This window comes from Pseudarthrobacter sp. MEB009, assembly GCF_030208875.1.
GTDB lineage: Bacteria > Actinomycetota > Actinomycetes > Actinomycetales > Micrococcaceae > Arthrobacter.
Genome location: NZ_JARVTC010000022.1, coordinates 1 through 25,992, shown reverse-complemented (window position 1 = coordinate 25,992; position 25,992 = coordinate 1). Strand labels below are relative to the sequence as shown.

Annotated in this window: 24 protein-coding genes; 4 read left to right on the top strand and 20 right to left on the bottom strand. The window is 68.9% G+C overall.

From position 1 onward, the window contains the following. Window positions 1-40 precede the first annotated feature (40 nt). From QRN07_RS19300 to QRN07_RS19275, 6 genes are all read right to left on the bottom strand, one after another. Entirely contained in the window at window positions 41-277 is a 237-nt protein-coding gene (locus QRN07_RS19300; RefSeq protein ID WP_056599954.1) for a hypothetical protein, read from the bottom strand. A gap of 162 nt (window positions 278-439) precedes the next feature. Beyond that, window positions 440-2,032, bottom strand: coding sequence for a histidine ammonia-lyase (hutH, locus tag QRN07_RS19295; protein ID WP_285241946.1), 1,593 nt, complete (start codon window positions 2,030-2,032; stop codon window positions 440-442). Between the two features lie 113 nt (window positions 2,033-2,145). Next, window positions 2,146-3,843 (bottom strand): urocanate hydratase, encoded by a 1,698-nt coding sequence (gene hutU, locus QRN07_RS19290; protein ID WP_285241945.1) that lies wholly within the window; start codon window positions 3,841-3,843, stop codon window positions 2,146-2,148. A gap of 229 nt (window positions 3,844-4,072) precedes the next feature. Continuing rightward, window positions 4,073-4,897 carry an IclR family transcriptional regulator gene (locus QRN07_RS19285; protein ID WP_050684970.1) on the bottom strand — a complete coding sequence of 275 codons (825 nt, stop codon included), beginning with the start codon at window positions 4,895-4,897 and terminating at the stop codon, window positions 4,073-4,075. 158 nt (window positions 4,898-5,055) lie between these two features. Next, window positions 5,056-6,063 carry a thioredoxin-disulfide reductase gene (gene trxB / locus QRN07_RS19280; RefSeq protein WP_050684972.1) on the bottom strand — a complete coding sequence of 336 codons (1,008 nt, stop codon included), beginning with the start codon at window positions 6,061-6,063 and terminating at the stop codon, window positions 5,056-5,058. A 198-nt stretch (window positions 6,064-6,261) separates the two neighbouring features. After that, window positions 6,262-7,125, bottom strand: coding sequence for an SDR family oxidoreductase (locus tag QRN07_RS19275; RefSeq protein ID WP_285241944.1), 864 nt, complete (start codon window positions 7,123-7,125; stop codon window positions 6,262-6,264). 121 nt (window positions 7,126-7,246) lie between these two features. Here QRN07_RS19275 and QRN07_RS19270 point away from each other — a divergent pair, with 121 nt between their 5' ends. Next, on the top strand, window positions 7,247-7,669 hold the full coding sequence (locus tag QRN07_RS19270; protein ID WP_050684976.1) for a winged helix-turn-helix transcriptional regulator: 423 nt from the start codon (window positions 7,247-7,249) through the stop codon (window positions 7,667-7,669). Between the two features lie 25 nt (window positions 7,670-7,694). Here the strand turns inward: QRN07_RS19270 and QRN07_RS19265 are convergent, their stop codons facing one another. Together QRN07_RS19265 and QRN07_RS19260 are read right to left on the bottom strand one after the other, a co-directional pair. Continuing rightward, entirely contained in the window at window positions 7,695-8,444 is a 750-nt protein-coding gene (locus QRN07_RS19265) for a 3-hydroxybutyrate dehydrogenase (protein ID WP_050684997.1), read from the bottom strand. 58 nt (window positions 8,445-8,502) lie between these two features. Then, the gene (locus QRN07_RS19260) at window positions 8,503-9,885 is read right to left on the bottom strand and encodes an MFS transporter (RefSeq protein WP_285241943.1); all 1,383 of its coding nucleotides are present in this window, start codon (window positions 9,883-9,885) and stop codon (window positions 8,503-8,505) included. A gap of 129 nt (window positions 9,886-10,014) precedes the next feature. Between QRN07_RS19260 and QRN07_RS19255 the strand changes: the two genes are divergently transcribed. After that, complete coding sequence (locus QRN07_RS19255) at window positions 10,015-10,908, top strand: LysR family transcriptional regulator (RefSeq protein ID WP_050684977.1); 894 nt, start codon at window positions 10,015-10,017, stop codon at window positions 10,906-10,908. Between the two features lie 113 nt (window positions 10,909-11,021). On the opposite strand, the gene QRN07_RS19250 is transcribed toward QRN07_RS19255, so the two are convergent. The 11 genes from QRN07_RS19250 to QRN07_RS19200 all read right to left on the bottom strand — a co-directional run bounded on the left by QRN07_RS19250 (window position 11,022) and on the right by QRN07_RS19200 (window position 23,126). Continuing rightward, entirely contained in the window at window positions 11,022-11,999 is a 978-nt protein-coding gene (locus QRN07_RS19250; protein WP_285241942.1) for a spermidine synthase, read from the bottom strand. A gap of 143 nt (window positions 12,000-12,142) precedes the next feature. Beyond that, complete coding sequence (rfaE2, locus tag QRN07_RS19245) at window positions 12,143-13,705, bottom strand: D-glycero-beta-D-manno-heptose 1-phosphate adenylyltransferase (protein ID WP_285241941.1); 1,563 nt, start codon at window positions 13,703-13,705, stop codon at window positions 12,143-12,145. Further along, on the bottom strand, window positions 13,702-15,132 hold the full coding sequence (locus tag QRN07_RS19240) for an aldehyde dehydrogenase family protein (RefSeq protein ID WP_285241940.1): 1,431 nt from the start codon (window positions 15,130-15,132) through the stop codon (window positions 13,702-13,704). The genes rfaE2 and QRN07_RS19240 overlap by 4 nt, the downstream gene beginning before the upstream one ends. A 43-nt stretch (window positions 15,133-15,175) precedes the next feature. Further along, window positions 15,176-15,889, bottom strand: coding sequence for an SDR family oxidoreductase (locus tag QRN07_RS19235; protein ID WP_050684984.1), 714 nt, complete (start codon window positions 15,887-15,889; stop codon window positions 15,176-15,178). 27 nt (window positions 15,890-15,916) lie between these two features. After that, a complete protein-coding gene (locus tag QRN07_RS19230; protein WP_285241939.1) occupies window positions 15,917-17,494 on the bottom strand; it encodes a PfkB family carbohydrate kinase in 1,578 nt (525 codons plus the stop codon). Continuing rightward, complete coding sequence (locus QRN07_RS19225; RefSeq protein ID WP_285241955.1) at window positions 17,491-18,114, bottom strand: D-sedoheptulose-7-phosphate isomerase; 624 nt, start codon at window positions 18,112-18,114, stop codon at window positions 17,491-17,493. Before QRN07_RS19225 ends, QRN07_RS19230 begins: the two co-directional genes overlap by 4 nt. Window positions 18,115-18,200: 86 nt before the next feature. Beyond that, the gene (locus QRN07_RS19220; RefSeq protein ID WP_285241938.1) at window positions 18,201-19,454 is read right to left on the bottom strand and encodes a glycosyltransferase; all 1,254 of its coding nucleotides are present in this window, start codon (window positions 19,452-19,454) and stop codon (window positions 18,201-18,203) included. Beyond that, a complete protein-coding gene (locus tag QRN07_RS19215) occupies window positions 19,451-20,482 on the bottom strand; it encodes a glycosyltransferase (protein ID WP_285241937.1) in 1,032 nt (343 codons plus the stop codon). The genes QRN07_RS19220 and QRN07_RS19215 overlap by 4 nt, the downstream gene beginning before the upstream one ends. Then, a complete protein-coding gene (locus QRN07_RS19210) occupies window positions 20,479-21,567 on the bottom strand; it encodes a glycosyltransferase family 9 protein (RefSeq protein ID WP_285241936.1) in 1,089 nt (362 codons plus the stop codon). Before QRN07_RS19210 ends, QRN07_RS19215 begins: the two co-directional genes overlap by 4 nt. Then, a complete protein-coding gene (locus tag QRN07_RS19205; protein WP_285241935.1) occupies window positions 21,567-22,121 on the bottom strand; it encodes a D-glycero-alpha-D-manno-heptose-1,7-bisphosphate 7-phosphatase in 555 nt (184 codons plus the stop codon). The genes QRN07_RS19210 and QRN07_RS19205 overlap by 1 nt, the downstream gene beginning before the upstream one ends. Window positions 22,122-22,256: 135 nt before the next feature. After that, window positions 22,257-23,126 carry a sigma-70 family RNA polymerase sigma factor gene (locus tag QRN07_RS19200; protein WP_285241934.1) on the bottom strand — a complete coding sequence of 290 codons (870 nt, stop codon included), beginning with the start codon at window positions 23,124-23,126 and terminating at the stop codon, window positions 22,257-22,259. A 145-nt stretch (window positions 23,127-23,271) separates the two neighbouring features. Between QRN07_RS19200 and QRN07_RS19195 the strand changes: the two genes are divergently transcribed. Continuing rightward, the gene (locus QRN07_RS19195) at window positions 23,272-24,306 is read left to right on the top strand and encodes an NAD-dependent epimerase/dehydratase family protein (protein ID WP_285241933.1); all 1,035 of its coding nucleotides are present in this window, start codon (window positions 23,272-23,274) and stop codon (window positions 24,304-24,306) included. A gap of 11 nt (window positions 24,307-24,317) precedes the next feature. On the opposite strand, the gene QRN07_RS19190 is transcribed toward QRN07_RS19195, so the two are convergent. After that, a complete protein-coding gene (locus QRN07_RS19190) occupies window positions 24,318-24,878 on the bottom strand; it encodes a hypothetical protein (protein ID WP_285241932.1) in 561 nt (186 codons plus the stop codon). Between the two features lie 149 nt (window positions 24,879-25,027). On the opposite strand from QRN07_RS19190, the gene QRN07_RS19185 reads away from it, so the two are divergent. Continuing rightward, window positions 25,028-25,903 (top strand): hypothetical protein, encoded by an 876-nt coding sequence (locus QRN07_RS19185; RefSeq protein ID WP_285241931.1) that lies wholly within the window; start codon window positions 25,028-25,030, stop codon window positions 25,901-25,903. Window positions 25,904-25,992 lie beyond the last annotated feature (89 nt).

Sequence of the window (25,992 nt, the reverse complement as noted above, 5' to 3'; positions counted from 1 at the left end):
GGGATTTCCGGTTCCCGGAAGAACAGGCTGGGGATGGTTGTCAGGTCCGCCGGACCTGGACACCGTCCGATTTCAGGAAGAGTGGCTTCTCAGCCGGGCCCGCCGCGACGAGCCAGAGGACGTTTCCGCTTTGGGAAACCTCTTCCACCTCCCCGGCAGCCACCAGTTGAGCGTGTTTGATGATTTCTACGTGATCCCCAACCCGGAGGTTCTTCCAGTTGGAAATTTCGGCGGAATGGGCGCCGCGCCTTGATAGGACTGCCCCGCGTGCTTTCATGTGAACTTCTACCCCTTTGTATACGTTCTGCGCCACAGCTTCGTTGATGTGACTTTCACTACACCTTCAGTTCTACTACACTCAGCGCCGCCACCGCGCCACGACGGGCGGATATTCCGCCTGTCGGACGCTTCGGCCGGGAACACGAAAGATTCTTCGGCCCTACGCAAGCGTGCCGACGGCGGATTCGGCGGCCTGCAGCACCTCGCCGCCTGCCACTAGAAGGTCGGCAGCTTCCAGTTCCGGTGAGAGGAAGCGGTCCGTTCCCGGTCCCTCCACAACGGCGCGCAGCACGGCCAGTACAGCTGTCCCTGCGGGCCCCGGGGTCAGGACACCGCCGGAGAGCTGGGTACGGATGTCCAGTGCCCGGGCGGAGGTCACCAGTTCGATGGCGAGGACCCGCCGCAGGTTCTCCACGGCTTTTCGGAGCTTGCGGGCCGCATGCCAGCCCATGGACACGTGGTCTTCCTGCATCGCCGAGCTGGGGATGGAGTCCACTGATGCGGGGACGGCAAGACGCTTGTTTTCGGACACCAGCCCGGCCTGCGTGTACTGGGCAATCATCAGGCCGGAGTCCACGCCGGGATCGGCAGCCAGAAACGCGGGAAGCCCGTGGGACCGGGCCGGATCCAGCATCCTGTCGGTGCGCCGCTCAGCCATGGAGCCCAGGTCCGCGACGGCGATGGCCAGGTAATCCAGCACGTACGCCACCGGAGCGCCGTGGAAGTTTCCGTTGGAGCTGACCTCGCCGTCCGGCAGGACCACGGGGTTGTCGATCGCGGCGGCCAGCTCACGGGACGCCACCAGTTCGGCGTGCGTCACAGTGTCCCGGACCGCCCCTGCCACCTGCGGCGCGCAACGCAGCGAGTAGGCGTCCTGGACCCGGGTGTCCCCCACCCGGTGTGAGGCAACAATCGGCGAGCCGGACAGGACCCGCAGCATGTTCCCGGCGCTGGCGGCCTGCCCCGGGTGCGGGCGCAGCGCGCCGTGCAGCTCGGGGCGGAACACCTGGTCCGTTCCCAGCAACGCCTCGACGCTGAGCGCGGCGGTGATGTCCGCCGTCGTCAGCAGGTGCCGGATGTCCGCGATGGCCATCAGCAACATGCCCAGCATTCCCTCGGTGCCGTTGACCAGCGCCAGCCCCTCCTTTTCGGCGAGGACCACCGGCTCAATGCCATGGGCTGCCAGCAGCGCCGCGACCGGTTCCTCGCCGCGCCCGCCGTAACGGACGCCGTCGGGCCCTTCCGCTTCGCCTTCACCCATCAGCACCAGGGCGCAGTGCGACAGCGGGGCGAGGTCGCCGGAGCAGCCCAGCGATCCGAACTCGCGGACCACCGGCGTGATGCCGGCGTTCAGGACCGCCACCATTGCCTGCAGCACCAGGGGCCTGACGCCGGTGCGGCCCGAGGCGAGCGTCTTGGCGCGGAGGAACATAATGCCCCGGACCACTTCGCGTTCCACGGCGGGTCCCATGCCGGCAGCGTGCGAGCGGATCAGGCTTTTCTGCAGCTGGGTGCGCAGTTCGTTGGGGATGTGCCGATTGGCCAGGGCCCCGAAACCGGTGGAAATGCCGTACGCGGGGACGTCGCTGGCTGCCAGGCTGTCGATGTGCGCGCGGACCCGGGCAACCTCGTCCAGGGCGTCCTGGGCGATGGTCACTTTGGCGCCGTGGCGCGCGACGGCGACAACCTCCTCGGGCGTGACGCCGCTGGAGCCGAGGGTGACGGTGCGGGGTGTGTGGGTGGTGACGGTCATGGTTCCTACTTCGGTGGTTCCTCCCAACTGACTCGCAGTTGTTGTCGTTTTGGGGGCTCAAAACGACAACAACTGCGAGTCAGTTGGGGTGGGGCGGGCGTGGGGAGGGTGGGCTAGCGGGTTTCGTTCATGGGGATGCGGACGCCGCGTTCCCCGGCGACTTCCAATGCCCGGTCGTAGCCGGCGTCTGCGTGGCGGATCACTCCCATCCCGGGATCGTTGGTCAGGAGCCGCTCAAGTTTTTGCGCCGCGAGGTCCGTGCCGTCCGCGACGGACACCTGGCCGGCATGGATGGACCTGCCGATGCCCACTCCCCCGCCGTGGTGCAGCGAAACCCAGGTGGCGCCGGAGGCGGTGTTGAGCAGGGCGTTGAGCATGGGCCAGTCGGCGATCGCGTCTGAGCCGTCTGCCATGGCTTCGGTCTCTCGGTAGGGGGAAGCCACCGAGCCGGAATCCAGGTGGTCGCGGCCGATCACGATGGGCGCCTTGACCTTTCCATCCCTGACCAACTGGTTGAACAGCAACCCGGCCTTGGCGCGGTCGCCGTAACCCAGCCAGCAAATACGGGCGGGCAGGCCCTCGAATTCGACGCGCTCCTGCGCGGCATCGAGCCAGCGGTGCAAATGTTTGTTGTCCGGGAAGAGTTCCTTGATGGCCCGGTCCGTGACGGCAATATCCTCCGGATCGCCGGAAAGGGCCACCCAGCGGAACGGGCCGAGGCCCTCGCAGAACAGCGGCCGGATGTAGGCGGGCACAAATCCGGGGAACTCGAAGGCGCGGGTGCAGCCGCCCTTGCGGGCTTCGTCGCGGATGGAGTTTCCGTAGTCGAAGACTTCGGCGCCGGCATCCTGGAAGTCCACCATGGCCGCAACGTGGCGGGCCATGGACGCCTGGGACTTCTTGGTGAACCCGTCCGGGTCGGACGCAGCTTCGCGGTGCCACTCTTCGACGGACATTCCTTCGGGCAGGTAGCTCAGCGGGTCATGGGCGGAGGTCTGGTCCGTGACGATGTCCACTGTCAGCTCGCCGGCACGGTGGCGGCGCAGGATCTCCGGGAAAACTTCGGCGGCGTTGCCCACGTAGCCCACAGACCAGCCGCGGCGCTCCGCTTTCGCTTTCTGCACCTTGGCGATGGCGGCGTCGAGATCCGTTTCCACCTCGTCCAGGTAGCGCTTCCCGGCGCGTCGGCGGAGGCGGGATTCGTCGACGTCGACAATCAGGCAGGCGCCGTCGTTCAGGGTGACGGCGAGCGGCTGGGCGCCGCCCATGCCGCCGCAGCCGCCGGTCAGGGTCAGGGTGCCGGCGAGCGTGCCGTTCTCGTCACCGGTGAGCTTGCGGGCGATCGCCGCGAAGGTTTCGAAGGTGCCCTGCAGGATGCCCTGGGTGCCTATGTAAATCCAGGACCCGGCCGTCATCTGGCCGTACATCATCAGGCCCTCGGCCTCGAGCCGGCGGAACTCGGGCCAGTTGGCCCAGTCGCCCACCAGATTGGAGTTGGCCAGCAGCACACGTGGTGCCCATTCGTTGGTGCGGAAGACACCCACGGGCTTGCCGGACTGGACCAGCAGGGTTTCATCCGCTTCCATGGTTTCCAGGGTGCGGGTGATCGCGTCGAACGCGGCCCAGGAGCGGACTGCCCGGCCGGTCCCGCCGTACACCACCAAGTCATCGGGGCGCTCGGCAACCTCGGGGTCCAGGTTGTTCATCAGCATGCGCAGCGGCGCTTCGGTCTGCCAGGATTTGGCAGTGAGCGTGGTGCCCCGGGCGGCTTTGACCGGGCGGGCACCGGTGGTGAAATCGGCGGGTGCCATGGTGGCTCCTTTTTGTCTGCATAGCGGATTGTCCTGTATCCACTAAAGCCCCTGGCTCGGCCCGGCGACAGGACTTTTGCAGGGGTCCTGTCCGGGATTCCAGACAACCCCGCCCCGCCCCCAAACCAGGTAGCAGTTGTTGTCGTTTAGAGCCCCCAAAACGACAACAACTGCGAGTCAGTTGGGAAGGGGGGCACGCAGGCGGCCGCCCACCGCAAGCAGGGCGGGGTCAGGCCGCCGGCCGGCCGTGGATGCGGACCGAGAGGTCGTCCGCGGCCTTCTGCACCCGCGCAGCGAGAACGGGCCAGTCAGCCGACGGCAGCTTGTCCTCGAGGAAAGTGACCGCAACCGCGGCGGTGGGCCAGCCCAGGTGGTCCGTGACGGCGGCGGCGATGGACCCGAACCCAGGCGTTACTTCGCCGTGTTCGGTGGCGTAGCCGCGCTGCCTGACCTGGTCCAGGTGCGAGGACAACGCCGAGTACTTCATGATGGCGCCGGGCACCTCATGCCGGGCAGAGAAGGCAGCAGCATTCGGGTACAGGGCCCTGACCTGGGATTTTGGCAGCGCAGCCAGGATGGCCCGGCCGCTGGCGGTGAGATGGCTGGGGAGCCTGACACCCACGTCGGTCACCAGCGACGGCCGGTTTTTGGCACGCTCCTCCACGATGTACAGCACGTCCCGGCCGTGCAGCACGGCCAGGTGCGCACTCTCGCCCAGCACATCCACCAGCGCGGCCAGCAGGGGCCTGCCCAGCCGGGATAACGGCTCCTGCCTCGAGTACGCGGAGCTCAGTTCGAAGGCGCTGATGCCTAGCCCGTACCGCTGTTCCTCGTGCAGGTGGAGCACAAAGCCGTTCGCCTCCATCACGCCCAGCAGATGGTAGACACTGGAGCGCGGCAACCCCAGCGAGGACGCGATCTGCGACGCCGCCATGGGCCCGCGCCGGGATGCCAGCAGCTTCAGGATCCGCAACGTGTTTTCGGCGGCGGGCACTTTGGACGGAACCCTGCCATCCGCCGCGGGGGCAGGGCTGGTGCTGGGTGCTGCAGTCATGGGCGAAATCGATCCTTTGGTTGCGCGTGTCCGGTATCCCGTACCCAAGCATGGCCCCGTACCGGCCGCTGCGGCACGCCGCCGGGACAAGCCGGTGTCTGGAATACCGGATGAATCGGCGAACGACGGCGGCACGGAAGTACCGCCGTCGGGTCACCCTAGCCGTGGACCGGTTCCTCCACCAGGGCGGTGGCGATGCTGGCGGCGTCATCGAGGGCAGCGAGGAACCGCTCGGCATCGAGCGCGGCGGCGCAGCCGGTGCCGGCGGCGGTGATCGCCTGCCGGTACCGGTGGTCCACGGCGTCGCCGCAGGCGAACACGCCGGAAAGGTTGGTGACGGTGGTGGGGGCGTCCACCCGGATGTAGCCGTCTTCATCGAGGTCCACCTGGCCGGCCACAAGCTCGGTGCGCGGCAGGTGACCGATGGCCACAAAAATGCCGGTGGCGGACTGTTCCCTGGTTTCGCCGGTCCGGGTGTCCTGCAGCGTCACGCCGGTGACCTTACCGTCGCCGTGGATGGCGGTGATGGCCGAGTGCCAGGCGAAGCTGATCTTGGGGTTGTCCTTGGCCCGCTGCGCCATGATGCGGGAGGCCCGCAGCTCACCCTTGCGGACCACCACCGTCACGGTCCTGGCGAACCGGGTCAGGAACGTGGCTTCTTCCATGGCCGAGTCGCCGCCACCCACCACCACGATGTCCTGTTCCCGGAAGAAGAACCCGTCGCAGGTGGCACACCAGGAGACGCCGTGTCCGCTGAGCTTCTTCTCCTCGGGCAGGCCCAGCTCCTTGTATGCGGAGCCGGTGGCCAGGATAACGGCGGGCGCCTGGTGGGTTTCCCCGGCGCCGGTGACCACTGTCTTCAGCCGGCCGGCCAGGCTGACTTCCGTGACGTCGTCGAACACTACCGTGGCGCCGAACTTCTGCGCCTGTTCCTGCAGCCCATCCATCAGTTCCGGGCCCTGGATGCCACCCGGGAAGCCAGGGAAGTTTTCCACCTCAGTGGTGTTCATGAGGGCGCCGCCCGCGGTGACGGAACCGGCCAGCACCAGCGGCGCGAGGCCGGCGCGGGCCGCGTAAATCGCCGCCGTGTAGCCGGCCGGGCCGGAGCCGATGATGATGAGCTGCCGGGGCTGGCGGTCCTGGCTGCTGGGGGTATCCACGCTCATGTTCGGTTCCTTCGGATTGACGGTGGGCGGCGGAGCGCAGGATGCCGTAGGCGGGCTGCGCGCGGGGCAGGCTGCACCGCTTGATGCCTACCAGTGCACCAAGACCGGCCCCAGGGATCAAGTCCCGGACCCCCGGCAACGGAAAATGCCCGGCGCCCCAAGGGGAACCGGGCATCCTCCGCGCTGCGGCAGAAGCGGTCAGTTGCTGGCAGCGGCCGTCCGGAGTGCCTCCGAAAGGGAGGTGGTGGGGCGGCCGATGAGGCGGGCAAGATCGCCGGAGCTGACCAGGAGGTCTCCCCTGGCGATGCCCAGGTCCGAGTCCGCCAGGATGTCGGCGAAGGGGGCGGGGACGCCGACGCCCACCAGGATTCCTGCGTAGTCCTCGGCGGGAAGATCGGTGTAGGTGATCTCCTGGCCGGTGGCTGCAGTGATTTCCGCGGCCAGGTCAGCCATGGAGAAGGCGTGGTCGCCGCCCAGTTCGTAGACCTTGCCTGCCTGGTCGCCGGCCACCAGGACGGCCGCCGCGGCGTGGGCGTAATCCGCCCGCGCGGCTCCGCTGACCTTGCCGTCACCCGCACTGCCGGCCAGGGCGCCCTGGGCCAGGGTGCCGGGAAGCTGTTCGGTGTAGTTTTCCAGGTACCAGCCGTTGCGCAGCAGGACAAACGGGACGCCGGATTCGCGGAGCAGGGTTTCGGTGGCCTGGTGCTCGCCGGCCAGTTTCATGCCGGTGGTGTCCGCGTTGGCAATGCTGGTGTAGGCCAGCAGTTCCACGCCCGCTGCCTTGGCGGCCTCAATGACGGTCCGGTGCTGTTCCACACGCTGGCCCACTTCGCTGCCGGAGATGAGCAGGACACGGCTGGCTCCTTCGAGGGCAGCAGCCACCGAGGCCGCGTCCGCGTAATCCATGGCCCGGACCCGGACGCCCCGGGCGGCGAAATCGGCCAGCTTGCCGGTGTCCCGTCCGGTGGCTACGATCCCTGCAGCGGGGACCCCGCGCTCCAGCAATGCGGCGATGACGTGGCGGCCCAGCTGTCCGGTGGCTCCGGTAACAACAATGCTCATGATGAATCCTTTCGGGAATTATTACGGTGTCGCAGGGCATAACCTGCAGCGGACCGGATTACTTCCGGAAAGAGAGTACGCACTTTGAGGTAAGGTACTGACCTCAAAGTAAGCTGGGGTCATGGAAGCATCAACATTGCCGGCTCCGCTGCCCGCCAGCTTCACCTATGGCGTGTTCCCGGCCGCTTGTCCCAGCCGCACCCTGCTGGACCACGTGACCAGCAAATGGGGTGTCCTGATCCTGGTGTCGCTGTCCGAGGGAGAACAGCGGTGGAGTGAACTGCGCCGGCGGGCGGAGGGAATCAGCGAGAAGATGCTGGCCCAGACGCTCAAGACCCTGGAGCGCGACGGACTGGTGCGGCGCACCGCCCAGCCCATCATTCCGCCGCGCGTGGACTACAGCCTGACGGACCGCGGCTACGAACTGAGCGGACACCTGATCCCGCTGGTTGGCTGGGCGTTTACCAACGCCGAGGAAATCATCAACGGCGGCGCACCGGCGGGGGCGGATGCCGTTGCCAGCGCCGGGGCGCAGTCCAAGTAGTGCCGCCCCCAGCCCGGTCCGGTCCTCAGCGGGCGGACCAGCCGCCGTCCATGGTGTAGCTGGCCCCGGTGACCATGCCAGCGTGGTCGGAGGCCAGCCAGGCCGCCAGGGACGCCACTTCAGCAGGCTCCACCAGCCGCTTCACGGCGGACTCGGTGAGCATCACCTTGGCCAGCACCTCGGATTCGGGGATGCCGTGCAGGTGGGCCTGGTCCGCCAGTTGTTTCTCCACCAGGGGTGTGCGCACGTAGCCGGGGTTGATGCAGTTGGAGGTGACGCCCCGTTCGCCGCCTTCCAGTGCCGTCACCTTGCTCAGGCCTTCCAGCCCGTGCTTCGCGGAGACATAGGCGCTCTTGAACGGCGAGGCCCGCAGTCCGTGCACCGAGGACAGGTTGATGATGCGGCCGAAACCGTTGGCGTACATGTGCGGGAGCGCGGCCCGGATCAGCAGGAACGGCGCCTCCAGCATCAGCGCGAGGATCCGCCGGAACTCCAGCGGGTCAAACTCCTCGATGGGGCTGACCCGCTGGATTCCTGCATTGTTGACCAGGATGTCGCAGTCCAGGCTGAGGGTGGCCAGGGCGTCGACGTCGAGCAGGTCCACGGCCCAGGAGGTGCCGCCCACCTCATCGGCGAGCGCGGCGGCCCCGGCGGCGTCGACATCGGCCACCACCACCTTGGCGCCCCGGGCGGCGAGTTCCCGCACGCAGGCGGCGCCGATGCCGCTGGCACCGCCGGTGACCAGCGCCTTGCGTCCGTTCAAAGTGCTTTCCATACCCATCCCTGCTCCCAACCTGGCCTTGTCCTTCGGCTGTACCACCGGCTCCGGCACCTCAGCGGGTCCGGGCCGGAACGAGTCCTTCGCGGGCGGCGTCGGCCTGGTCCACGTCCTCCAGGGCGATGCCCTTGGTTTCCTTCAGGCTGAGCACTGCCACGGCGGTAATGGCGCAGGCCACCACCAGGTACAGGGCGGTGGGAAGCCAGGAACCGGTGTCCTTGAGCCACTGGGTTGCCAGCAGCGGGGCCAGCGACCCGGCGAAGATGGACGTGACCTGGGAGCCCAGCGAGACGCCGGAGTACCGCATCCGGGTGGGGAACAGCTCAGCCATGATGGCGGGCTGTCCGGCGTACATAAACGCGTGCAGGACCAGGCCGACGGTTACCGCGGCCACAATCACCACGGCGTTGCGGGTGTCGAACATGGGGAAGGCGAAGAACGGCCAGGTGGCGCCGGCGATGGCACCAAACAGGTAAACGGGCTTGCGGCCTACATTGTCCACCAGGCGGCCCACCTGGGGGATCACCAGGAAGTGGATCACGTGGGCGATCAGCAGGGCGAGCAGCAGCGAGGAGGTGTCGTACTTGTGCACAGTCTTGAGGTAGACGATCGCGAAGCTCACCACCAGGTAGTACATGATGTTTTCCGCGAACCGGAGGCCCATGGCCTGCAGGATGCCCTTCGGGTATTTGCGGACCACCTCGAAGACGCCGTAGCTGACGGCCTGCTCCTTCTCCACAAGCGCCTTGGCTTCGAGGAAGATCGGTGCCTCGGTCACGTGGGTGCGGATGTAATAGCCCACAAACACGATCACGGCGGAGAGCCAGAACGCCACCCGCCAGCCCCAGCCGAGGAAGGCCTCCGGACTGAGGGTGGAGGACATCACAAACAACACCAGGGTGGCCAGCAGGTTGCCCACGGGGACGGCCGCCTGCGGCCAGCTGGACCAGAAACCGCGCGACTTGTTGGGGCTGTGTTCAGCCACCAGCAGGACGGCGCCGCCCCATTCGCCGCCGAGCGCGAAGCCCTGGATGAAGCGCAGGGCCACCAGCAGGGCGGGTGCCATGTAACCGATCTCGGCGAAGCCCGGCAGGCAGCCCATCAGGAACGTGGCCACGCCAACAATTACAATGGTCAGCTGCAGCGTGGGTTTGCGGCCCAGCTTGTCGCCGATCTGGCCAAACACAATGCCGCCCAGGGGCCGGGCAACGAAGCCCACCGCATAGGTGATGAACGCCTGGATGATCCCGTCCAGCTCGTTGCCGGTGGCGGGGAAGAAGTACTTCCCGAACACCAGGGTGGCGGCGGTGGCGTAGAGGAAAAACTCGTACCACTCCACCACCGTCCCCACCATCGAGGCGGCGACGATCTTCTTAAGTCCGGACCCCTTGCCTGCGGGTCCTGCGGCGTTGTCCGCCGGGCGTTGTCCTACGCTCATGGGTTTCTCCTTGGTGTCCACGGTGACACGTGCTGTGATAGCCAGCACAAATGGCTTCCTTGAGTATTGCTGCACAAACTTGCACGGACAATGCCCAATCCGGCACCTGCTGTGTGCACAATTGCAGACATGAAGGCGAACCCGGATGACCTGCTGGTGTTGCTTGCGGTGTCCCGCTCAGCGAAATTCACGACGGCGGCACAGGCGTTGGGGTTGAACCACACCACAGTCTCGCGCAGGATCGCCGCGCTGGAGAAGTCCCTGGGCGGCCGGGTCCTGGCCCGGGCATCGGGCGGCTGGGAGCTGACAGAGCTGGGCGCGAAGGCGGTCCGCGCGGCCGAGCAGGTGGAGGCTGTACTGGGCACGCTGGGAGCCGACGGCGCGGCACCGGACCCGGTTGCCGGCGTCGTCCGGATGACCGCGACGGATGGCTTCAGCGCCTACATCGCGGCGCCGGCGGTAGCGGGGCTGCGGCGGGATCATCCGGGGCTCAGCGTGGAGGTGGTGACCATGACCCGGCGGGCGCTGCAGCAGCGTTCCGGGCTGGACATCGAGGTGGTGGTGGGCGAACCGCAGGTGCACCGGGCCGAGGCCATCCGGCTGGGCGACTACATGCTGGGGATGTATGCGTCCAGGACGTACCTGGCCGAGCATGGCACCCCGGACAGCGTGGCCGGGCTCAGCGGTCACCCGCTGGTGTACTTCGTGGATTCAATGCTGCAGGTGGACAGCCTGGACGCGCCCCGCCGGCTGGTGCCGGACATGCGCGACGGGCTGACGTCCACCAACGTGTTTGTCCACGTTGAAGCGACGCGCGCCGGGGCCGGGATCGGTTTCCTGCCGTGCTTTATGGGCGACCTGCACAATGACCTGGTCCGGCTGCTGCCCGATGAGATCGGCGAGCTGCTCCCCTACTGGATGGTGCTCCGGCCGGACTCCATGCGGCGCCCCGCCGTGGCCGCCGTGGTGCAGGCGCTGCGGGGCCGGATGGCGGAGCACCGGGAGAAGCTGCTGGGCCGCTGAAAACACTAACTACGTGGGCCCACGCCCGCCGGGTTCCCTGGCCGATCTTGCGAGGTCAGGGTGCGGGTGGTGTGGGCCCACGCCCGCCGGGTTCCCTGGCCGAGCTTGCGAGGTCAGGGTGCGGGTGGTGTGGGCCCACGCCCGCCGGGTTCCCTGGCCGAGCTTGCGAGGTCAGGGTGCGGGTGGGGAGGATCGGAGCGGACGGGGGCGCCGGCGGCAAAGGCCCGCACCTGCGCATCGTCCCACAGGTGTGCCGGCACTGCACCGCCGAGCAGCCGGCGGACCAGCCGCGGATCGTCGGCGAAAGGGATATCGCTGCCGGCCATCACCATATTGCCGTAGCGGCGGCCCTTGAGCATGGCGGGATCGGCGATGATCGCGGTATAGGCAAAGGTGGCCGCGATGGTGGCGGCGTCCTCCCGGGCGTTTTTCAGGTCCGGGGCGTCGCCTGAATTCACCACGTACATCCCGCCTGGCGCCAGCACGCGGGCAGCGTGCCGGTTGAATTCGGCGGTGGTCAGCGGCCGCGGGGTCAGGGCCCCGGCGAAGACGTCCCTGATGATGAAGTCACGGGTGTCGGCGGTGAGCGTTTCGGTGACCTCGCGGGCCTCCCCAACCCGCAGCCGCAGCAGGGGCGCCTTGGGCAGGTCGAACCAGCCGCGCACGTACTCGGCCAGTTTCCCGTCCAGCTCCACCACCACCTGGCGGGCATCCGGGTAGGCCGCGGCGAAGTACCGCGCCATGGAGCAGGCGCCGCCGCCCAGGTGCAGGCCCCGGATCCGGCCCGGCTGGCCTGCCCCGGAAGAAGCGTCCGACGGCGGCCAGCGGGACTCGATGAGCGCGGCCATCCAGCGCATGTATTCGAAGTCCAGGAACAGCGGGTCGGCCAGGTCGATGTGCGAGCTCATGACCCCGTTGATCTTCAGGAGCCAGCCGGTGGAGTTGTCCTGGTCGGCGATGAGTTCGCAGTCCCCGGTGTCGACGTAGTACACGCCTTCCACCGGACCATCGGGCCGCGTGCCCTTGGGGATCTCCACCACGCCTGCTGCCGACCTGCTGCCCCGGCCGGCCGCCCGTCCGCGTTTCGCCATTACCCGCGCCGCACTTCATTCATGCTTCAACCCTAGTGTGCAGTTCACGGCCGGAAAGTTGGCGGCCTGCGGGCCGCCGGCAGGTACGGCAAACGCGACGTGCCCGGGACCGCATTCGCCTGCATCTGTTGTCCGGCCCGCCGTCACCGGTTGGTTGCCGCGCCCTCCCCATCCCGGATCCGGTTGACAACGGCAGTGGTGGACCGCTCCGCGACGTAATCCAGGATGGCCACCCGGCCGCCGTACTCCTCCACGGCGGGTGTTTCCGCCAGCATCTCAGGGGTGTAGTCGCCGCCCTTGGCGTACACCTCAGGCCGCAGGTGCCGGATCAGCGGCGCCGCCGTGGGGGTGTCGAAGACCGTCACGTAATCCACGCAGCTCAGGGCGGCCACCACCGCGGCCCTGTCCGCAACGTTGTTGATGGGCCGGTCGGGGCCTTTGAGCCGGCGCACGGAATCGTCGCTGTTGAGCGCCACCACCAGCACGTCACCGAGCTGCCTGGCCTGGGACAGGTAACGGGTGTGGCCGCTGTGCAGGACGTCGAAGCAGCCGTTGGTCAGCACAATCCGCTGCCCCTCAGCCCGGTGCAGCTCCATCTGGCGGAGCAGTTCGTCAGCGCCCAGCGCCGTGTCGGCAAACGCCCGCAGGTACCGGCTGAGCTGCCCCGTACTGCAGACGGAGGTGCCAGGCTGATGGACCACCACGTCCGCCGCCGCCTGGGCAAGGTCCAGTCCGGCTGCCAGCGGCAGGCCACCGGCGATCGCCAGCGTCAGCGCCGCCACAAACGTATCCCCCGCCCCTGAAGCCTGCTTTTCGGCGGCGGGCCGTGCCCAGGTCCGGTGGGCCATGCCGCCCGGCCCCAGCAGGACAGTCCCGTCGCGGTCCAGCGTGACCACCACGGCCCGGGATCCGGTGGCAGCCAGCAGCGCCGGCGCCGCCGCCGCCACCGCGTCCACCCGCTCCGGCCCTTCGGGCAGCCGGCAGCCCAGCAGCCGGGCCGCTTCCTGGGCGTTGGGCGTCACCAGGTCCGGCCCAAGCTGCGCCCAGGGACGGGGATCGTGGGAATCCACCACCACCAGCGGGCGCCCCGGGCCGCCAGCGGCTGGCCCCGGGCCGGTTCCGCCCAGGACAGCCAGCAGCGCAGCCCGCACGGGTTCCGCAAGCACTCCGGTCCCGTAATCACAGACCAGCACGGCGCTGCGGCGGCCGACGGCGTCCCGCACCGAAGCGGCCAGCGCGGCCAGTGCATCGGGCGGCACGGCCGTGGCTGAGTCATCCATCCGCAACAGCACCTGGCCGCCGCTGCTGATCCGGATTTTGGTGGTGGTGACCATGTCCGGGTGCGACTGCAGGTACCGGACGTCGATTCCTGCGGCCACCAGTTTGTCCCGTAGCTCCACCCCCGCGGCGTCCGTGCCGATGATGCCGGCAACGGCCACCCTGGCGCCGAGCGCCGCCAGGTTCATGGCGGTGTTGGCCGCGCCGCCCGGGGCAGCCCCGCGGGAGTTGATGTCCACCACGGGCGCAGGAGCCTCGCGGCACATCCGCTCGATGCTGCCGGTCCACCAGCCGTCCAGCATCACGTCGCCAATCACCAGCACGGCCGGCTGTTCCGCGGCCAGCCGGCCAGGCAGCCAGTCGGCAAGGGCCTGCTGGTTGGCGAGGTCCACCTGCCCCGGCTCCGCATCCTCCGCCGCGGGATTCATACCTTTTCCTCAGCGTTTCCGCTGGGTGCCGGCGGCGCAGCGATGTGGACCACTTTGACCTGGCTGAACTCGTCCAGCAGCTCCGGCCCGTAGCCAAACCCGTGCCCGCTCCCGCCCCGGGGCTGCGCCGCGCCACCGGGTGCCCCGCCAAACACCGCGTTGATCTTCACCGTTCCCACCGGCAGGTCCGCCACGGCCTGCTGGATGTGCGCCACCGAGTTGGTCAGGACTGTGGCTGCGAGGCCAAACCGGCCGCTGCACGCGAGGCGGAGGCCGTCGTCGAACGTGTCCACCACCTGCACCGGCGCTACGGGGCCAAACGTCTCCTCCGCCATCACGGCCATGGCCTCCGTGCAGCCGAGCAGCACCGTGGCCGGGTAAAACGACCCGGGACCGGCGGGCACGGCGCCGCCTTCCGCCGCCCGGGCACCGTGGTCCAGGGCGTCGGCGACCTGGGCATGGACAGCCTCCCGCAACCGCCGGTCCACCAGGGGCGCCACCGAACCGTTGGCGTTCCGCAGGGCAGCCTCCGCTTCGAGCGCGGCGCAGAACCTTTCAGCAATGTCAGCGTGGACGTAGATCCGTTCCACGGCCGTGCAGATCTGGCCGCTGTTGCTGAAAGCGCCGACGGCGGCCTGCCCGGCGGCCCAGGCCGGGTCCACGTCGCGATCCACCAGCAGCGGATCGTTGCCGCCGTTCTCCCGGATCACGTGGGCGCCGGCGCGGGCCCCGATCACGGCGATGCCGGCGCCCGCCGCGCTGGAACCGACGTGGGCCAGCACATCCACCCCGGACCCTGTGAGGAGCCGCCCCACCCCGGCGCCACCGGTAACGGTGGCGAGCACTCCGGCCGGGAAGGCCGGTGCCAGCACTTCACCGAGGGCCTCCCCCAGCCGGGGGCAGCGTTCGCTGGGCTTGTGGATGACGGTGTTGCCGGACATCAGTGCGGCCCCGATCAGTCCACAGGACACAGCCACCGGATCGTTCCACGGCGTGAGCAGGACGGCCACGCCGCGCGGTTCCGCCACTGTGTAGTCGCTGGCGAGCCTGTCACCTCGGAGGCTGTGGCCGCGGTGCACGGGACCCAGCTCGGCGTACTGCTCCAGCGTGGACACCCCGGCGGCGATCCCGGCGAGGGCCTCGTCAATGGGCCTGCCGGTTTCACTGGCATTGAGCCCTGCCAATTCGGCGGCGGCCTCAGCCAGGGCTGCTGCCGCGGCGCGGACAGCTGCCCCGCGTGCTGCCGGGGCTGTTGCTGCCCAGCCCGCGGCAGCACCCCGGGCCACGTGGACGGCGTGGTGCACCGCCTCCGGGGGCGTTTCCGGTACCGTCCACAGGGTTTCCCCGGTGCGCGGGTTGATGATGGTGATCCCGGCGCTGACGGCCGGTTCGTGATGGTCAAGGGTTTCGGTGGCAGCGGTAGGCATGTTTGGCTCCTGTGGGTTCGGTCCCGGCTGATCCCTATAAGGGTCAGGGCCAGGAGCCCTCTTCTTCGTGGCAGACCAGCATTTCGCGGATTTCGCATCCCGGCGGCTGGGTCAGCGCGAACAGGATTGCCTGGGCCACGTTGCCGGGATCGTTGAGGCGCGAATCGTCCTGGGGCTTGTACTGTTCGGTGCGGTCATCAAAAAAATGTGTTTTCATCCCGCCGGGAATCATGGTGGTGACCCCGATTTTCCCGCCGGTTTCCGCTGCCAGGGCGTGACTGAAGCCCACCACCCCGAATTTCGAGGCGCAGTAGGCTGTGGCATCGGCCACGGCCCGCTTGCCCAGGGTGGAGGCCACGGTCACCACCCGGCCGTGCGTTGCGGCCAGGTGCGGCAGTGCGGCCCGCACCACGGAGACGGTGCCCATCAGGTTCACCCCGATCACCTTCTCCCATTCAAGGGCGTCCACGTCCGCCAGCGCACCGCACCGGTCGATGCCTGCGGCCGTCACCACGGCGTCGAGTCCGCCGAGCATTCCGGCAGCCTCGCGCACGGCGGCTTCCACGGCCGGCCGGTCGGCAACATCCACTTCCACGGCTTTGACCCCCGCCACCTTGCTGATGTCGCGGTCCAGTACCACCGGGGTGCCGCCGGCCTCAAGCACGGCACTGACGACGGCGGCCCCCAGTCCCGAGGCACCGCCGGTGACGAGCACCCGGCCTGGTGAGCGGCGTGCAGTCAGGTTTTCTGCGGTCATGATGTTCCCTTCGGTAGGCGAAACAGGTCAGCCGACTTTGGCCAGGGCGTCGGCAAGGCCGGTGGTGGAACGGGCAGGGTGGAACGGGACGGTGAGGCAACGGCCGCCCCAGCTTTCGACCAGGTCCGCTTCCGGCAGGCGCGCGCCCCGGTAGTCGCCGCCCTTGACCCAGATGTCCGGACGGAGCCGTTGCAGGGCAGCTTCAGGGTTGTCCTCATCGAACACCAGCACCGCATCCACGCATTCCATGGCGAGCAGCAGTTCGGCCCGGTCCTGTTGGCTGATGATGGGCCGGCCGGGACCTTTGAGCCGTTGTGTTGAGGCATCGGAATTCAGGCAGACCACCAGGCAGTCCCCCAATTCGCGGGCGGCGGCAAGGGAGCGGACATGTCCGGCGTGCAGGAGGTCGAAGCACCCGCCGGTGGCCACCACCGTGCCGCCGCCGCCGCGGACGGTGCGGGCCAGAAGCAGGGGTTCGGTGCTGCGCCTTCGCGCCGGGGTCCGGGACGGCGGCGCCAGGGCGGGTCCCGCCGGGAAGCCCGCCTGTTGGGATACGGCTGCGGACACTGCGGCGGCGGCCGGTGCGGGACCAGCGGGCAACGCAGGAGTCGCGATGCCCTCACCGGCTCCGGCGAGGGCCGAAACACCGCCGGCTGCGAGGAAGTCAGCGGCGTCCCGGACCGCCAGCGTGGCGGCCTCCTCCAGGCCGAGGCCGGACAGCAGATGCACCGCCAGCCCGGCTGCCAGCCGGTCCCCCGCACCGCAGGGGTCCCCGGTTTCCACCCGTGGCGCCGGAACGCAGCGGGAAGCGGCGTTGCCTTCCTGCAGCAGGACGGCACCATCGGCCCCGGTGGTCACCAGCACGGCGCCGCTGCGCCACCGGGCCAGCAGGACATGGGCCAGGCGGGCGGCTTCCCCCGCAATTGCTGTTTCTCCGGCAACCTCGCCGGAAGCAGTTTCGGCTGAAGCCCGGGCACGGGTTCCGCCTGGATTGTCTCCGTGGCCAGTCCCCGCCGGCTGGCCTGCCGGCGCTGCGGCGGCGGCTTTTCTGGCTTCCGCGAGGTTGGGCGTTACCACTGCAACGCCGGGCACCGGATCCGCCCCGGCGGGGTGCGGGTCCCAGATGACGGGCACCTTCTTTGCCACCTGCTCCAGGACGATGCGCAGCTGCGGATTGGCGGCCAGGCCCCTGCCGTAATCGGCGACAATCACCACCTCCGCGGCTTCCACGGCCCTGAGCATGTCCGGCGTGGCGTGCGGAACCGGCGTGGCGGCGCAGCCCTGGTCGAACCGGACCACCGGGTGCGAGCCGGCCCGGACCCTTGTTTTCACCGGCGACGGGTGGCTCGTGGCGCCTGCCACCAGCTGCACACCGGCGAGTTCAGCTGCCAGCTGGCGGCCGGCGTCGTCAGCTGACAGCACCGTCACCAGGGTCACCGGCCGGCCGTCTGCCGCCAGCATCCGGGCGACGAGGCCGGCGCCGCCTGCCCTGCGCCGGACGCTGGTGACATCGACCACCGGGACAGGCGCGTCCGGGCTGAGCCGCGTGGCCTCCCCGGCAAGGTCCACATCCAGCATCACATCGCCCACCACCACAATGGTCATGGCCGCAGTCCTTCCGGCATGCGGCCGGCGTTGCCCGCCGCGCCGCGCCGTGCCACCTCGAGGTCAAAAGCCCGGCACACCGCGTGCAGCGCGATCAGGTGTGCCTCCTGGGCGTTGGCGTTAAGGGCATTCACAGTGACGGCCTCATCGCACGCAGAGGCCAGTGGATTGGGGGCGACGCCGGTCAGCGCCCAGGTCCGGACGTTCAGCCGGGCTGCCACCTCCGCCGCCCGGAGCAAGTTCGGGCTTTGGCCACTGGTGGACAGCAACATCAAGACGTCACCGGAGCGGCCGTGCGCCCGGACCTGCCGGGCAAACACCTCGTCGTAGCCGTAGTCGTTGGCGATTGCGGTCACGGCCGAGGTCTCCGCGTGCAGGGAGATGGCCGAAAACGGGACGCGCTCGCCGTCGAACCTGCCCACCAATTCGGCGGTGAGGTGCTGGGCTTCCGCCGCTGAGCCGCCGTTCCCGGCTGCCAGCAGGCGGTGGCCGCGCAGCAGGCGCTGGGCCAGCTCCACCCCCCATGCCGCCAGCCGGTCCGACTGGCTACGCAGCGATTCCAGCGCCGGTAAAACATTGCCAAGATGGACGCGGACGGCGTCCGCGCTGGCCTGGTTCACATACGGTCCGCCCGGACGCGGCCCCTGCCGGGCAGCGGTGCGGGCGAGGGCATCAAAGGCCACATCGCGGACCGAAAATTCTGCCGTCACAGCGCGGCTCCTTCCATGGAAACGGCGCCGGCCGTTGTGCCGGCGATGGCAGCCAGGTACGCCTCTTCGGTTAGGGCGGCCACCCGGTCCCAGGAGTAGAGGGTGCGTGCGCGCTGCTCACCCGCGCTTCCCAGCCGGGTCCGCAGGGCCTTGTCCGCCAGCAGCATGGCGAGCGCAGCGGCGATGGCGGCAGGATCGCGCGGCGGAACGTGCAGACCGGTGCCGCGATCCACCACCGTGTCCTGCAGTCCGCCCACGGCGGCGGCCACCACAGGGACTCCGCAGGCCATCGCTTCGAGCGGCACAATGCCGAACGGTTCGTACCAGGGAGCACACACCACGGCGTCGGCGCTGCGGAAGATGCCGGGCATAGCATCACGCGGCACCTGCCCGTGCAGGCTTACGTGGTTGGCGACGCCGAGGCGCGTGGCAAGGTCCAGCAGGCGCCGGACCTCAGAGTCCGGGTCAAGCGCAAGTGCGTTCCCGCCACCGCCCACAATGAGCAGTTCGACGTCGTCGAAGCCTGCTGCCTGCAGGTGGGGCAGGGCGCGGATCACCAGGTCCACACCCTTGCGCGGCACCAGCCGGCCCACTGAGAGGACCCGGTGCCGCCGCCGTCGGGCGTCTGCCGGCCCGTCCGGAGCGAAGAAGTCCAGGTCCACCCCGCAGGGTGCGGTGGATATCTTCGCCGCGTCGATGCCCATGGCGGTGAGTTCCAGGACTTCATCCGGGCAGGTGGCGATGATGCCGTCAGCGGAGCGGCCCACCCCCGGTTCCAGCCAGGTGCGCTCGGGCGGGCTGGTGTCCTCCGCACCCTGGTGCCGGCGCTTGACCGTGCCCAGCGCGTGGAAGGTCTGGAGCACCGGGACGCGGTGACCGGCGTCGGCCCGTCGGGCAGCGTCCAGGGCGGCAAGGCCGGACATCCAGAAATGTCCGTGGACCACGTCCGGCGGCCGCCTGGCCCAATCCGCAGCCACCCCGGCGGCCAACTGGCCCATGTAGGGCAGCAGCTGGTCCTTTGGGACGTGCCGGGCAGGGCCCGCATCCACGTGGACCACCTCAAGGCGCTGCCCCACCCTGACCCGGGCGGGAAGCTCCGTTGCGTCCCTGCGGGTGTAGACGGTGACATGGTGGCCGCGGCGGGCCAGGGCCTCGGAAAGGGCTGCGACGTGGACGTTCTGGCCGCCAGCGTCAACTCCGCCCAAGGCCGCCAGCGGGCTGGCATGCTCGGAGATCATGGCAATTCTCATGGTGCCTTCCTCTCTTGTGCCGGGACAAGGATCTGCTCGCCGGGGCCAGGGGTACTGTCTGCGCTGCTGCCGGTGAGCTCGGCCAGGAGTCCGTCCCAGCGGCCCAGGAACCGGCCCAGCCCGTAGCGTTCCAAGGCCGCTGCACGCCCGGCGGCCCCCCGCCGTCGTGCTTCCTCCGGGTCCGCCAGCAGGATGCGGGCGCAACGGACCAGCTCGTCAAGGTCTGCGGACACGGCGCCGGCCTCGGGCCGGACGGCCCGGGGAGCCTCGGTGCTGGCCAGCGCCACCACGGGCATGCCAAGGTGCATGGCTTCCAGGAGCGAGAGCCCTAGCGACGTCCAGCGCATGGGGTGGATGTAGACGCGGCAACGGGCAAGTTCGCGGTGCAGCTGGGCGGTTTTCAGGTCTCCCCGGGCCCGCAACCGGGATCCGTCAACACCAATGGCCGCGGCCAGGCCGTGCGTTTCCATCCCGAACACCTGGAGCGGGGCCACCGCAGCAAACGCGGGGAGCAGGTCCGTTCCCGTAACCCGACCGCGGCGGACGGGTTCATTGACCACCACCGCCAGTTCGGGCAGCTCGCCCGTGTACAGCAGCCCGGGGTCCGGAATGCCGTGTTCGATCACGGTTGCCCGGGCCCGGCCGTTGTCCCAGGCCAGCTTGTTGAAATGGGTAACGTGCACCAGCGGGATGCGGTCCTGGTCGGCGAGCGGATGCGCAGCGAAGGGGAACCCGGTTTTGGGCGTGTTGTGTTCCAGGTACACGGCGGGGACGTCCACGCCCGGAACCCTGCCCAGGAGCAGGGCTACTGCCGATGCCTCGTCCGGCCGTTGCAGGACCACTGCGTCCACGGCCTCGGCCGGCAGCGTGGCCAGGTCCACCTCGTGGACGGAGGCGGGCCAGTCCCGGCCGGCGCGGCCCAGCCCCCAGGGGCCGCCGCCGGGGAGCACGGGGAGGAGGTACTCGTGCCTGCCGCGGACAAAGGCGTCGGTCCACGAACCGTGGACATGCCAAAGCAGAATCCTCATCGGTTCCACGCCTTTCGACGCGTGCTGGCGTGGGTGCTGAAGGAGCGGACGCCACCGATCAGGCGCTCTACGGCGGCCACCACGTCCTCCGGTGACACGGAATCCAAACAGGGGTGGCCGGGCACCGGACATACCCGGGCGCGGGTCAGCCGGCACTCGGCGTCCTGGTCCCCCATCAACTCCAGCGGCACGCCGTACGGTGCCCAGCGAATGGCCGGCACCACGGGCGAAAAGAGGCACGCGATGGGTGTTCCCACCGCCGCTGCCAGGTGGGCGGGGCCGGTGTTGCCGGTGATGAGGGCGTCGGCTCCCGCCATCACGCCAGCCAGGGTCCGCAGGTCGGTGCGGCCGCCCAAGTCCAGTGCGGACGGTCCCGCCACCGTCGCAGTCAAGGACGTTTCGGCGGGCCCGCCGGTGACCACCACCCGGCGTCCGGCGCCTTGGAGGAGCTCCACCGTGGCGGCGTGGTGCAGCGGCGGCCAGGCCCGGGCGGGGACGGCCGCACCCGGATGGACCACCACGTACGGCTCCCCGCCGACCAGCGGGCCGGTGTTGGGAACGGACGAAAGGCGCAGCCGGCCGTCGTCGCCCGCAGGAAGCCGGAAGCCGGCCGACGTTGCGATCCCCAGGGCGCGCTCCGCTTCGGGCTGGTCCTCCGGAAAGTCCTCGCCGGGCTTGAGCCGGATGTCCAGCAGGGACCCGGCATAGTCGGTAGAGGCGCCGGTGATGCGTTCCACGCCGGCAAGCCGCAGCAGCAGCGCCAAGGGCAGCGGTGACTGGTGGAAGGAGGTGAGGATGACAGCCTCGGTGACCCGTGAATTGCGCACATAATCGATCAGCCATTCTGCGTGCGGCCCGGTCAGGGCAGGCGCCGGGTTCATGATCCAGGGACTGTCCCAGCTGCAGACCTCCGTGACGCCCGGCAGCATTCCGGCGGCAGCCTCGCCGTCCCGGCCGCACAACAGCACCACGTTGTTCGGCCGCCGGCCGTCAGCAAGGCGGCCGTTGGCCACCGCCCGGACGGCCGGGCCGGCCAGCAGCACGTCGCCCATGCTATCCAGCCTGGCCACCAGGACGCTTCCCACTACGGAGCTGCCGGAAGATAACCGGCTTCATCGAGGAGTACGACGGCGGACGCAAGGCTGGGTGCCACCATCCTGGCCGTTGCTACTTCTTCAGCCCGGGTTACCGGGGTGGGCACCAGGACGCCGGCCGCACCGGCCGCCTCGGCAGCGCCAACATCAGCACCGATGTCGCCGATCAGTGCCGCCTCAAAGGGCTCGATGCCCAGCTTCCTGCAGGCGCTCAGGATCATGCCCGGAGCCGGCTTCCGGCAGCTGCAGCCATCCCCATCCCCGTGCGGGCAGATTTCCCAGACATCGAACGGACCCAGGATTTCCTCCACCCGCCGGTTTACCGCCGCCACCTGGGCCGGGGTGACGAGGCCGCGGGCAATCCCGGACTGGTTACTCACCACTCCCGTGGCCAGTCCCGAAGCGCGGATGGCGTCAAGGACCGGTTTGGCGCCGGTCACCGGTTCCACCAGGCAGGGGTCCCCGTTGTACGGGACATCGAGGACCAAGGTGCCATCGCGGTCGAACAGGACCGCCCGCAGCTTTGGCCTTTCGGAACTTTCCATACCCACCTTGTTCCCTCCTGATGCCTGCCTAAACAGGCTCCGCCACTTTTCCTGCCGGCCCTCCGCGTGCTGCGGAAAGGCCGGCAGGCAGGGGGCAGCACCCCGCCGGCGGCGGACTTCCTGCCGTCGCTGCAGCTACCCCACCGAGCCGGGATCTCCCGGCCCGGGAAAGCATTCCCGGCCGGCCCGGTCAGCTGCCGGCAAGGTCCCGCGCCCGGATGCCGCCTCTTCGAGCCGGCCCTGAAGCTCCACCAGGACCCGTGCCAGCCGCCGCGACACCTGCATCTGGGACATCCCCAGCCTCTTCCCCAGTTCCGCCTGCGTTTCCTCGCAGAAGTAGCGGCGGTACAGGAGGTCCCGGTCCGCGTCCGCCAGGCCCTGGATGGCGCCGCGCAGGCAGGCCAGCTCCTCAAGCCTTTCGAGCGGTGAATCCTGGCACGGCAACACGTCCCCGATGCAGGGCGCGTCTGTGCCCGGATTGACCGCGTCCAGCGAATCAGGATGCAGGCTGCTGCCCGCCGAGATCGCTTCCCGCACCTCAGCCGGATCCACCTGCAGTTCAGCAGCCAGTTCCGCCACACTGGGGGTGCGCCCCAGGTCTTGGGTCAGTTCGGGTTCGACCCGGAACATCCGCGTCCGTAGATCCTGGATGTTCCGGGGTGGCCGCACCACCCAGGTCCTGTCCCGCAGGTACCTTTTCAGTTCCCCGGTGATAGTGGGTGCGGCGTAGGCGGGGAAGCTCCCGCCTTTGGCCGGGTCAAAGCCCCTGGCTGCCTTGACCAGGCCAAGGTAGGCCACCTGGTTGAGGTCTGCGCGTTCGCGGCCCCTAGCCTCGAACCGTCTGGCCAGGGCCTCGGCGAGGTCCAGGTAGCTGAGGACCAGCTCATTGTCGAAGGTTTCCTGCAGCCGGCCGGCGGGCTTTGGACGGGATGGTGGCGGGTATTCTGCGGGGCACTGGCGGTCAATAATGGGCTCCAGTGCGGCGGCAGCAACGGATTCGGGCATTGGGATGATTCCCTCGGTCTGGTTTCCGAAAGCCTGGGGCAAGACTTGTAAGCAGGAAATCATAAGGCTGCTTATTAAACAAGCTTTCCGGGGCTAGGCTCGGATGGTAGGGCCCGAACCGTCAAACCGCCAAGGAGTCTTCGCCATGCACATCGCCATCACCGGAGCCAGCGGAAACGCCGGCACGGCATTGCTGCGGAACCTGCAGGGACAGCTGGCCAGGAAGCCCGGCAGCCTGCGGTTGACAGCGATCAGCCGGCGACTGCCGGACACCGGCCGGCAGCCCTACGCCGGGGTCGACTGGCACTGCCTGGACGTTGGGCTGGCTGCGGACCGTTCCAAACTGGAGCAGGCCCTGGCCGGCGTGGACGCCGTGGTGCACCTGGCCTGGCAGATTCAACCCAACCGCGACCTGGAACAGCTCTACCGGACCAACGTCACCGGCACCCGGAACGTCCTGGCCGCCGCCAAGGCGGCCGGGGTCAAGCAGATTGTCTGCGCCTCCTCGGTGGGGGCATACAGCAAAGCGCCAAAGGACCAGCGCACAGACGAGTCCTGGCCGGCAGGCGGAATGGCCGGCTCGCATTACAGCCGCCACAAGGCCGAGCAGGAAGAAGCACTGGACCGCTTTGCGGCCGCCGAGCCCGGGATTGCCGTGGCCCGCCTCCGGCCCGGCCTGATTTTCCAGGGTGATGCCGGCAGCGAAATCGGCCGCTATTTCCTGGGCCCGGTCTTTCCGCGGCTGCTGCCCAAACGGCTCCGAATTCCGCTGCTGACCGTTCCGGAAGGCTTGATTTTCCAGGCGGTGCACGTCGATGACGTGGCGGAGGCGTACTGGCGGGTAGTGGACCAGCGTGCCAGCGGTGCGTTCAACATCGCTGCAGAGCCTGTGGTCACACCCCAGGTGCTGGCCCGCATCCTGGGGGCAAAGCGCATCCTCCCCATCCCGATGGGACTTCTGCGCGGCCTCGCCGGACTGACCTGGCGGCTCAGGATCCAACCCACGGATTCGGGCTGGGTGGAGATGGCTGCCGGCGCGCCCATCATGGACACCGGGAAAGCCCGGCGGGTCCTTGGCTGGGAGCCACGCATCTCTTCCGCCGATGCGGTCGCGGAAGTGCTGCGGGGCATGGGAACGGGCGACGGCGTTGCGCCCTCGCCCGTCCTCACACCCCGGTAGCGGGGGCCCGGCTAGATCTTCGGTTCCCCGGGATTTCCCGCGCGGCGCCGCCCTGTCCCTTCGGCGTCGGCGTCCCGCGCCACATCAGGACGCTGGCCGCCATCCCGGGCACCGGCGTCGGCGTCCCGCGCCACATCAGGACGCTGGCCGCCATCCCGGGTATCAGTATCGGGGTCCAATTCATCGGCCCGGCGCGTTTTCTGGCCAATATCCTCGCGCACCGACTGCGCCTCCGTGGAGTGCTTTTCGGCTTCCTGGCGCAGCCTGGCCGCATTCACCTGGGCCTGCTCGGCGTCCGCACGGGCGCGGGCAGCCTTGGCTTCGCGTTCGCGGGCATCAAGCTCCCGGTTCTCCGCCTCTTTGCGGATTTCCGCTGCTTCCTGCCGGTGATGCTGGTCCCGCTTCTCCTGGGCCGCCTTGCGCCGCCTCCCGGACAACAGGAGCAACACCACCAGGACCACCACAACAACAGCAACCACAATCCAAACCCACGGGGCTGATTCCACGCTTTCCACCACTTCCACCTCGATATGACCGGTCAGGCCCTCCGCCGTTCCGACTGACTTTGCCAAGACCGTTTAGAACCAGTTAGCAAGGGTACTTACCAATTGGTAGTAATCGTGCTTATTATTTTACGGCCAGAACAGCAGGTTACTTATCTACGGCCACTTCTCGCCGGTTTGGGCCAACCAAACCGGCCTGTTGGAAAGAGAGAGCAACGATGACAGAGAACCAATGGTCTGATACGCCAGCACCCACCGCCGGCACCGGCGGATTCGGGGCGACCACGGAGTACGTTCCGGACGCCACCCCCTTGGGCGATGTGACGGGCACCTCACGCAAGGACGCCGCGAAGGACGAGGCAACTGATGTGGCCCGGACCGCGGCGGATTCGGCGCAGAATGTCGCGCAGACGGCCAAGGAGGAAGTCGCCCATGTGGCGTCCGAGGCCAAGTCCAGTGCGAAGGACCTGATGAACCAGGCAAAATCCGGGCTCACCAGCCAGGCCGGGACCCAGCAGCAGAAGGCTGCCGAGGGAATCCGGAACATCTCCAGCCAACTGCACAGCATGGCCGAGGCTCCCGGAGAGCAGGGCATGGCTACTGACCTCATCCGTGAAGCGGCGGAACGCACTTCCTCCATCGCCGGCTGGCTCGAGAACCGGGATCCGGGTTCGCTCCTTAGCGAGGTCCAGACCTTCGCCCGGAACAAGCCCGGCACCTTCCTGCTGCTGGCAGCCGGCGCCGGCATCCTTGCCGGCCGCCTCACCCGTGGACTCACCGCCGGGGCTCCGGAAACGTCCGCCAACGGTGGGCAGGCACTTGGCTCGACTCCGTACCCGCCGGTTGCCGGTGGCACTACTCCCCCACCGCCGGTCCACCTTCCAGGCCCGGCCGTCGCCACCGCCGGTTTCGACGGCGGCGCACCGGGCAGCAACTACCCGTCCGCAGGGTCCGCGTCCTCGCTGGACAGCCCGCAATTGGTGGAGGAGCCGTGGACCGGGAACAGGTTGGATGACGAGTCCTTCGCCACCGATCCCCTTACCGGCGATCCCGTCACCCGGGACCCGTCGGACGGCCAGTCTGGCAGGTTCTGATGAGCAGCGAAGTTCCCGAAGCACCGGCCAGCGCGGCCCATCGGAAAGCGGATACTACCTCGTTGGGTGAGCTTCTTGGTGATGTCACC

Bases quoted from the DNA above. Each gene is read 5' to 3' on its own strand.
- QRN07_RS19300 (WP_056599954.1), bottom strand. From the start codon at position 277: ATGAAAGCACGCGGGGCAGTCCTATCAAGGCGCGGCGCCCATTCCGCC.
- hutH (WP_285241946.1), bottom strand. From the start codon at position 2,032: ATGACCGTCACCACCCACACACCCCGCACCGTCACCCTCGGCTCCAGC.
- hutU (WP_285241945.1), bottom strand. From the start codon at position 3,843: ATGGCACCCGCCGATTTCACCACCGGTGCCCGCCCGGTCAAAGCCGCC.
- QRN07_RS19285 (WP_050684970.1), bottom strand. From the start codon at position 4,897: ATGACTGCAGCACCCAGCACCAGCCCTGCCCCCGCGGCGGATGGCAGG.
- trxB (WP_050684972.1), bottom strand. From the start codon at position 6,063: ATGAGCGTGGATACCCCCAGCAGCCAGGACCGCCAGCCCCGGCAGCTC.
- QRN07_RS19275 (WP_285241944.1), bottom strand. From the start codon at position 7,125: ATGAGCATTGTTGTTACCGGAGCCACCGGACAGCTGGGCCGCCACGTC.
- QRN07_RS19270 (WP_050684976.1), top strand. From the start codon at position 7,247: ATGGAAGCATCAACATTGCCGGCTCCGCTGCCCGCCAGCTTCACCTAT.
- QRN07_RS19265 (WP_050684997.1), bottom strand. From the start codon at position 8,444: ATGGAAAGCACTTTGAACGGACGCAAGGCGCTGGTCACCGGCGGTGCC.
- QRN07_RS19260 (WP_285241943.1), bottom strand. From the start codon at position 9,885: ATGAGCGTAGGACAACGCCCGGCGGACAACGCCGCAGGACCCGCAGGC.
- QRN07_RS19255 (WP_050684977.1), top strand. From the start codon at position 10,015: ATGAAGGCGAACCCGGATGACCTGCTGGTGTTGCTTGCGGTGTCCCGC.
- QRN07_RS19250 (WP_285241942.1), bottom strand. From the start codon at position 11,999: ATGGCGAAACGCGGACGGGCGGCCGGCCGGGGCAGCAGGTCGGCAGCA.
- rfaE2 (WP_285241941.1), bottom strand. From the start codon at position 13,705: ATGAATCCCGCGGCGGAGGATGCGGAGCCGGGGCAGGTGGACCTCGCC.
- QRN07_RS19240 (WP_285241940.1), bottom strand. From the start codon at position 15,132: ATGCCTACCGCTGCCACCGAAACCCTTGACCATCACGAACCGGCCGTC.
- QRN07_RS19235 (WP_050684984.1), bottom strand. From the start codon at position 15,889: ATGACCGCAGAAAACCTGACTGCACGCCGCTCACCAGGCCGGGTGCTC.
- QRN07_RS19230 (WP_285241939.1), bottom strand. From the start codon at position 17,494: ATGACCATTGTGGTGGTGGGCGATGTGATGCTGGATGTGGACCTTGCC.
- QRN07_RS19220 (WP_285241938.1), bottom strand. From the start codon at position 19,454: ATGAGAATTGCCATGATCTCCGAGCATGCCAGCCCGCTGGCGGCCTTG.
- QRN07_RS19215 (WP_285241937.1), bottom strand. From the start codon at position 20,482: ATGAGGATTCTGCTTTGGCATGTCCACGGTTCGTGGACCGACGCCTTT.
- QRN07_RS19205 (WP_285241935.1), bottom strand. From the start codon at position 22,121: ATGGAAAGTTCCGAAAGGCCAAAGCTGCGGGCGGTCCTGTTCGACCGC.
- QRN07_RS19200 (WP_285241934.1), bottom strand. From the start codon at position 23,126: ATGCCCGAATCCGTTGCTGCCGCCGCACTGGAGCCCATTATTGACCGC.
- QRN07_RS19195 (WP_285241933.1), top strand. From the start codon at position 23,272: ATGCACATCGCCATCACCGGAGCCAGCGGAAACGCCGGCACGGCATTG.
- QRN07_RS19185 (WP_285241931.1), top strand. From the start codon at position 25,028: ATGACAGAGAACCAATGGTCTGATACGCCAGCACCCACCGCCGGCACC.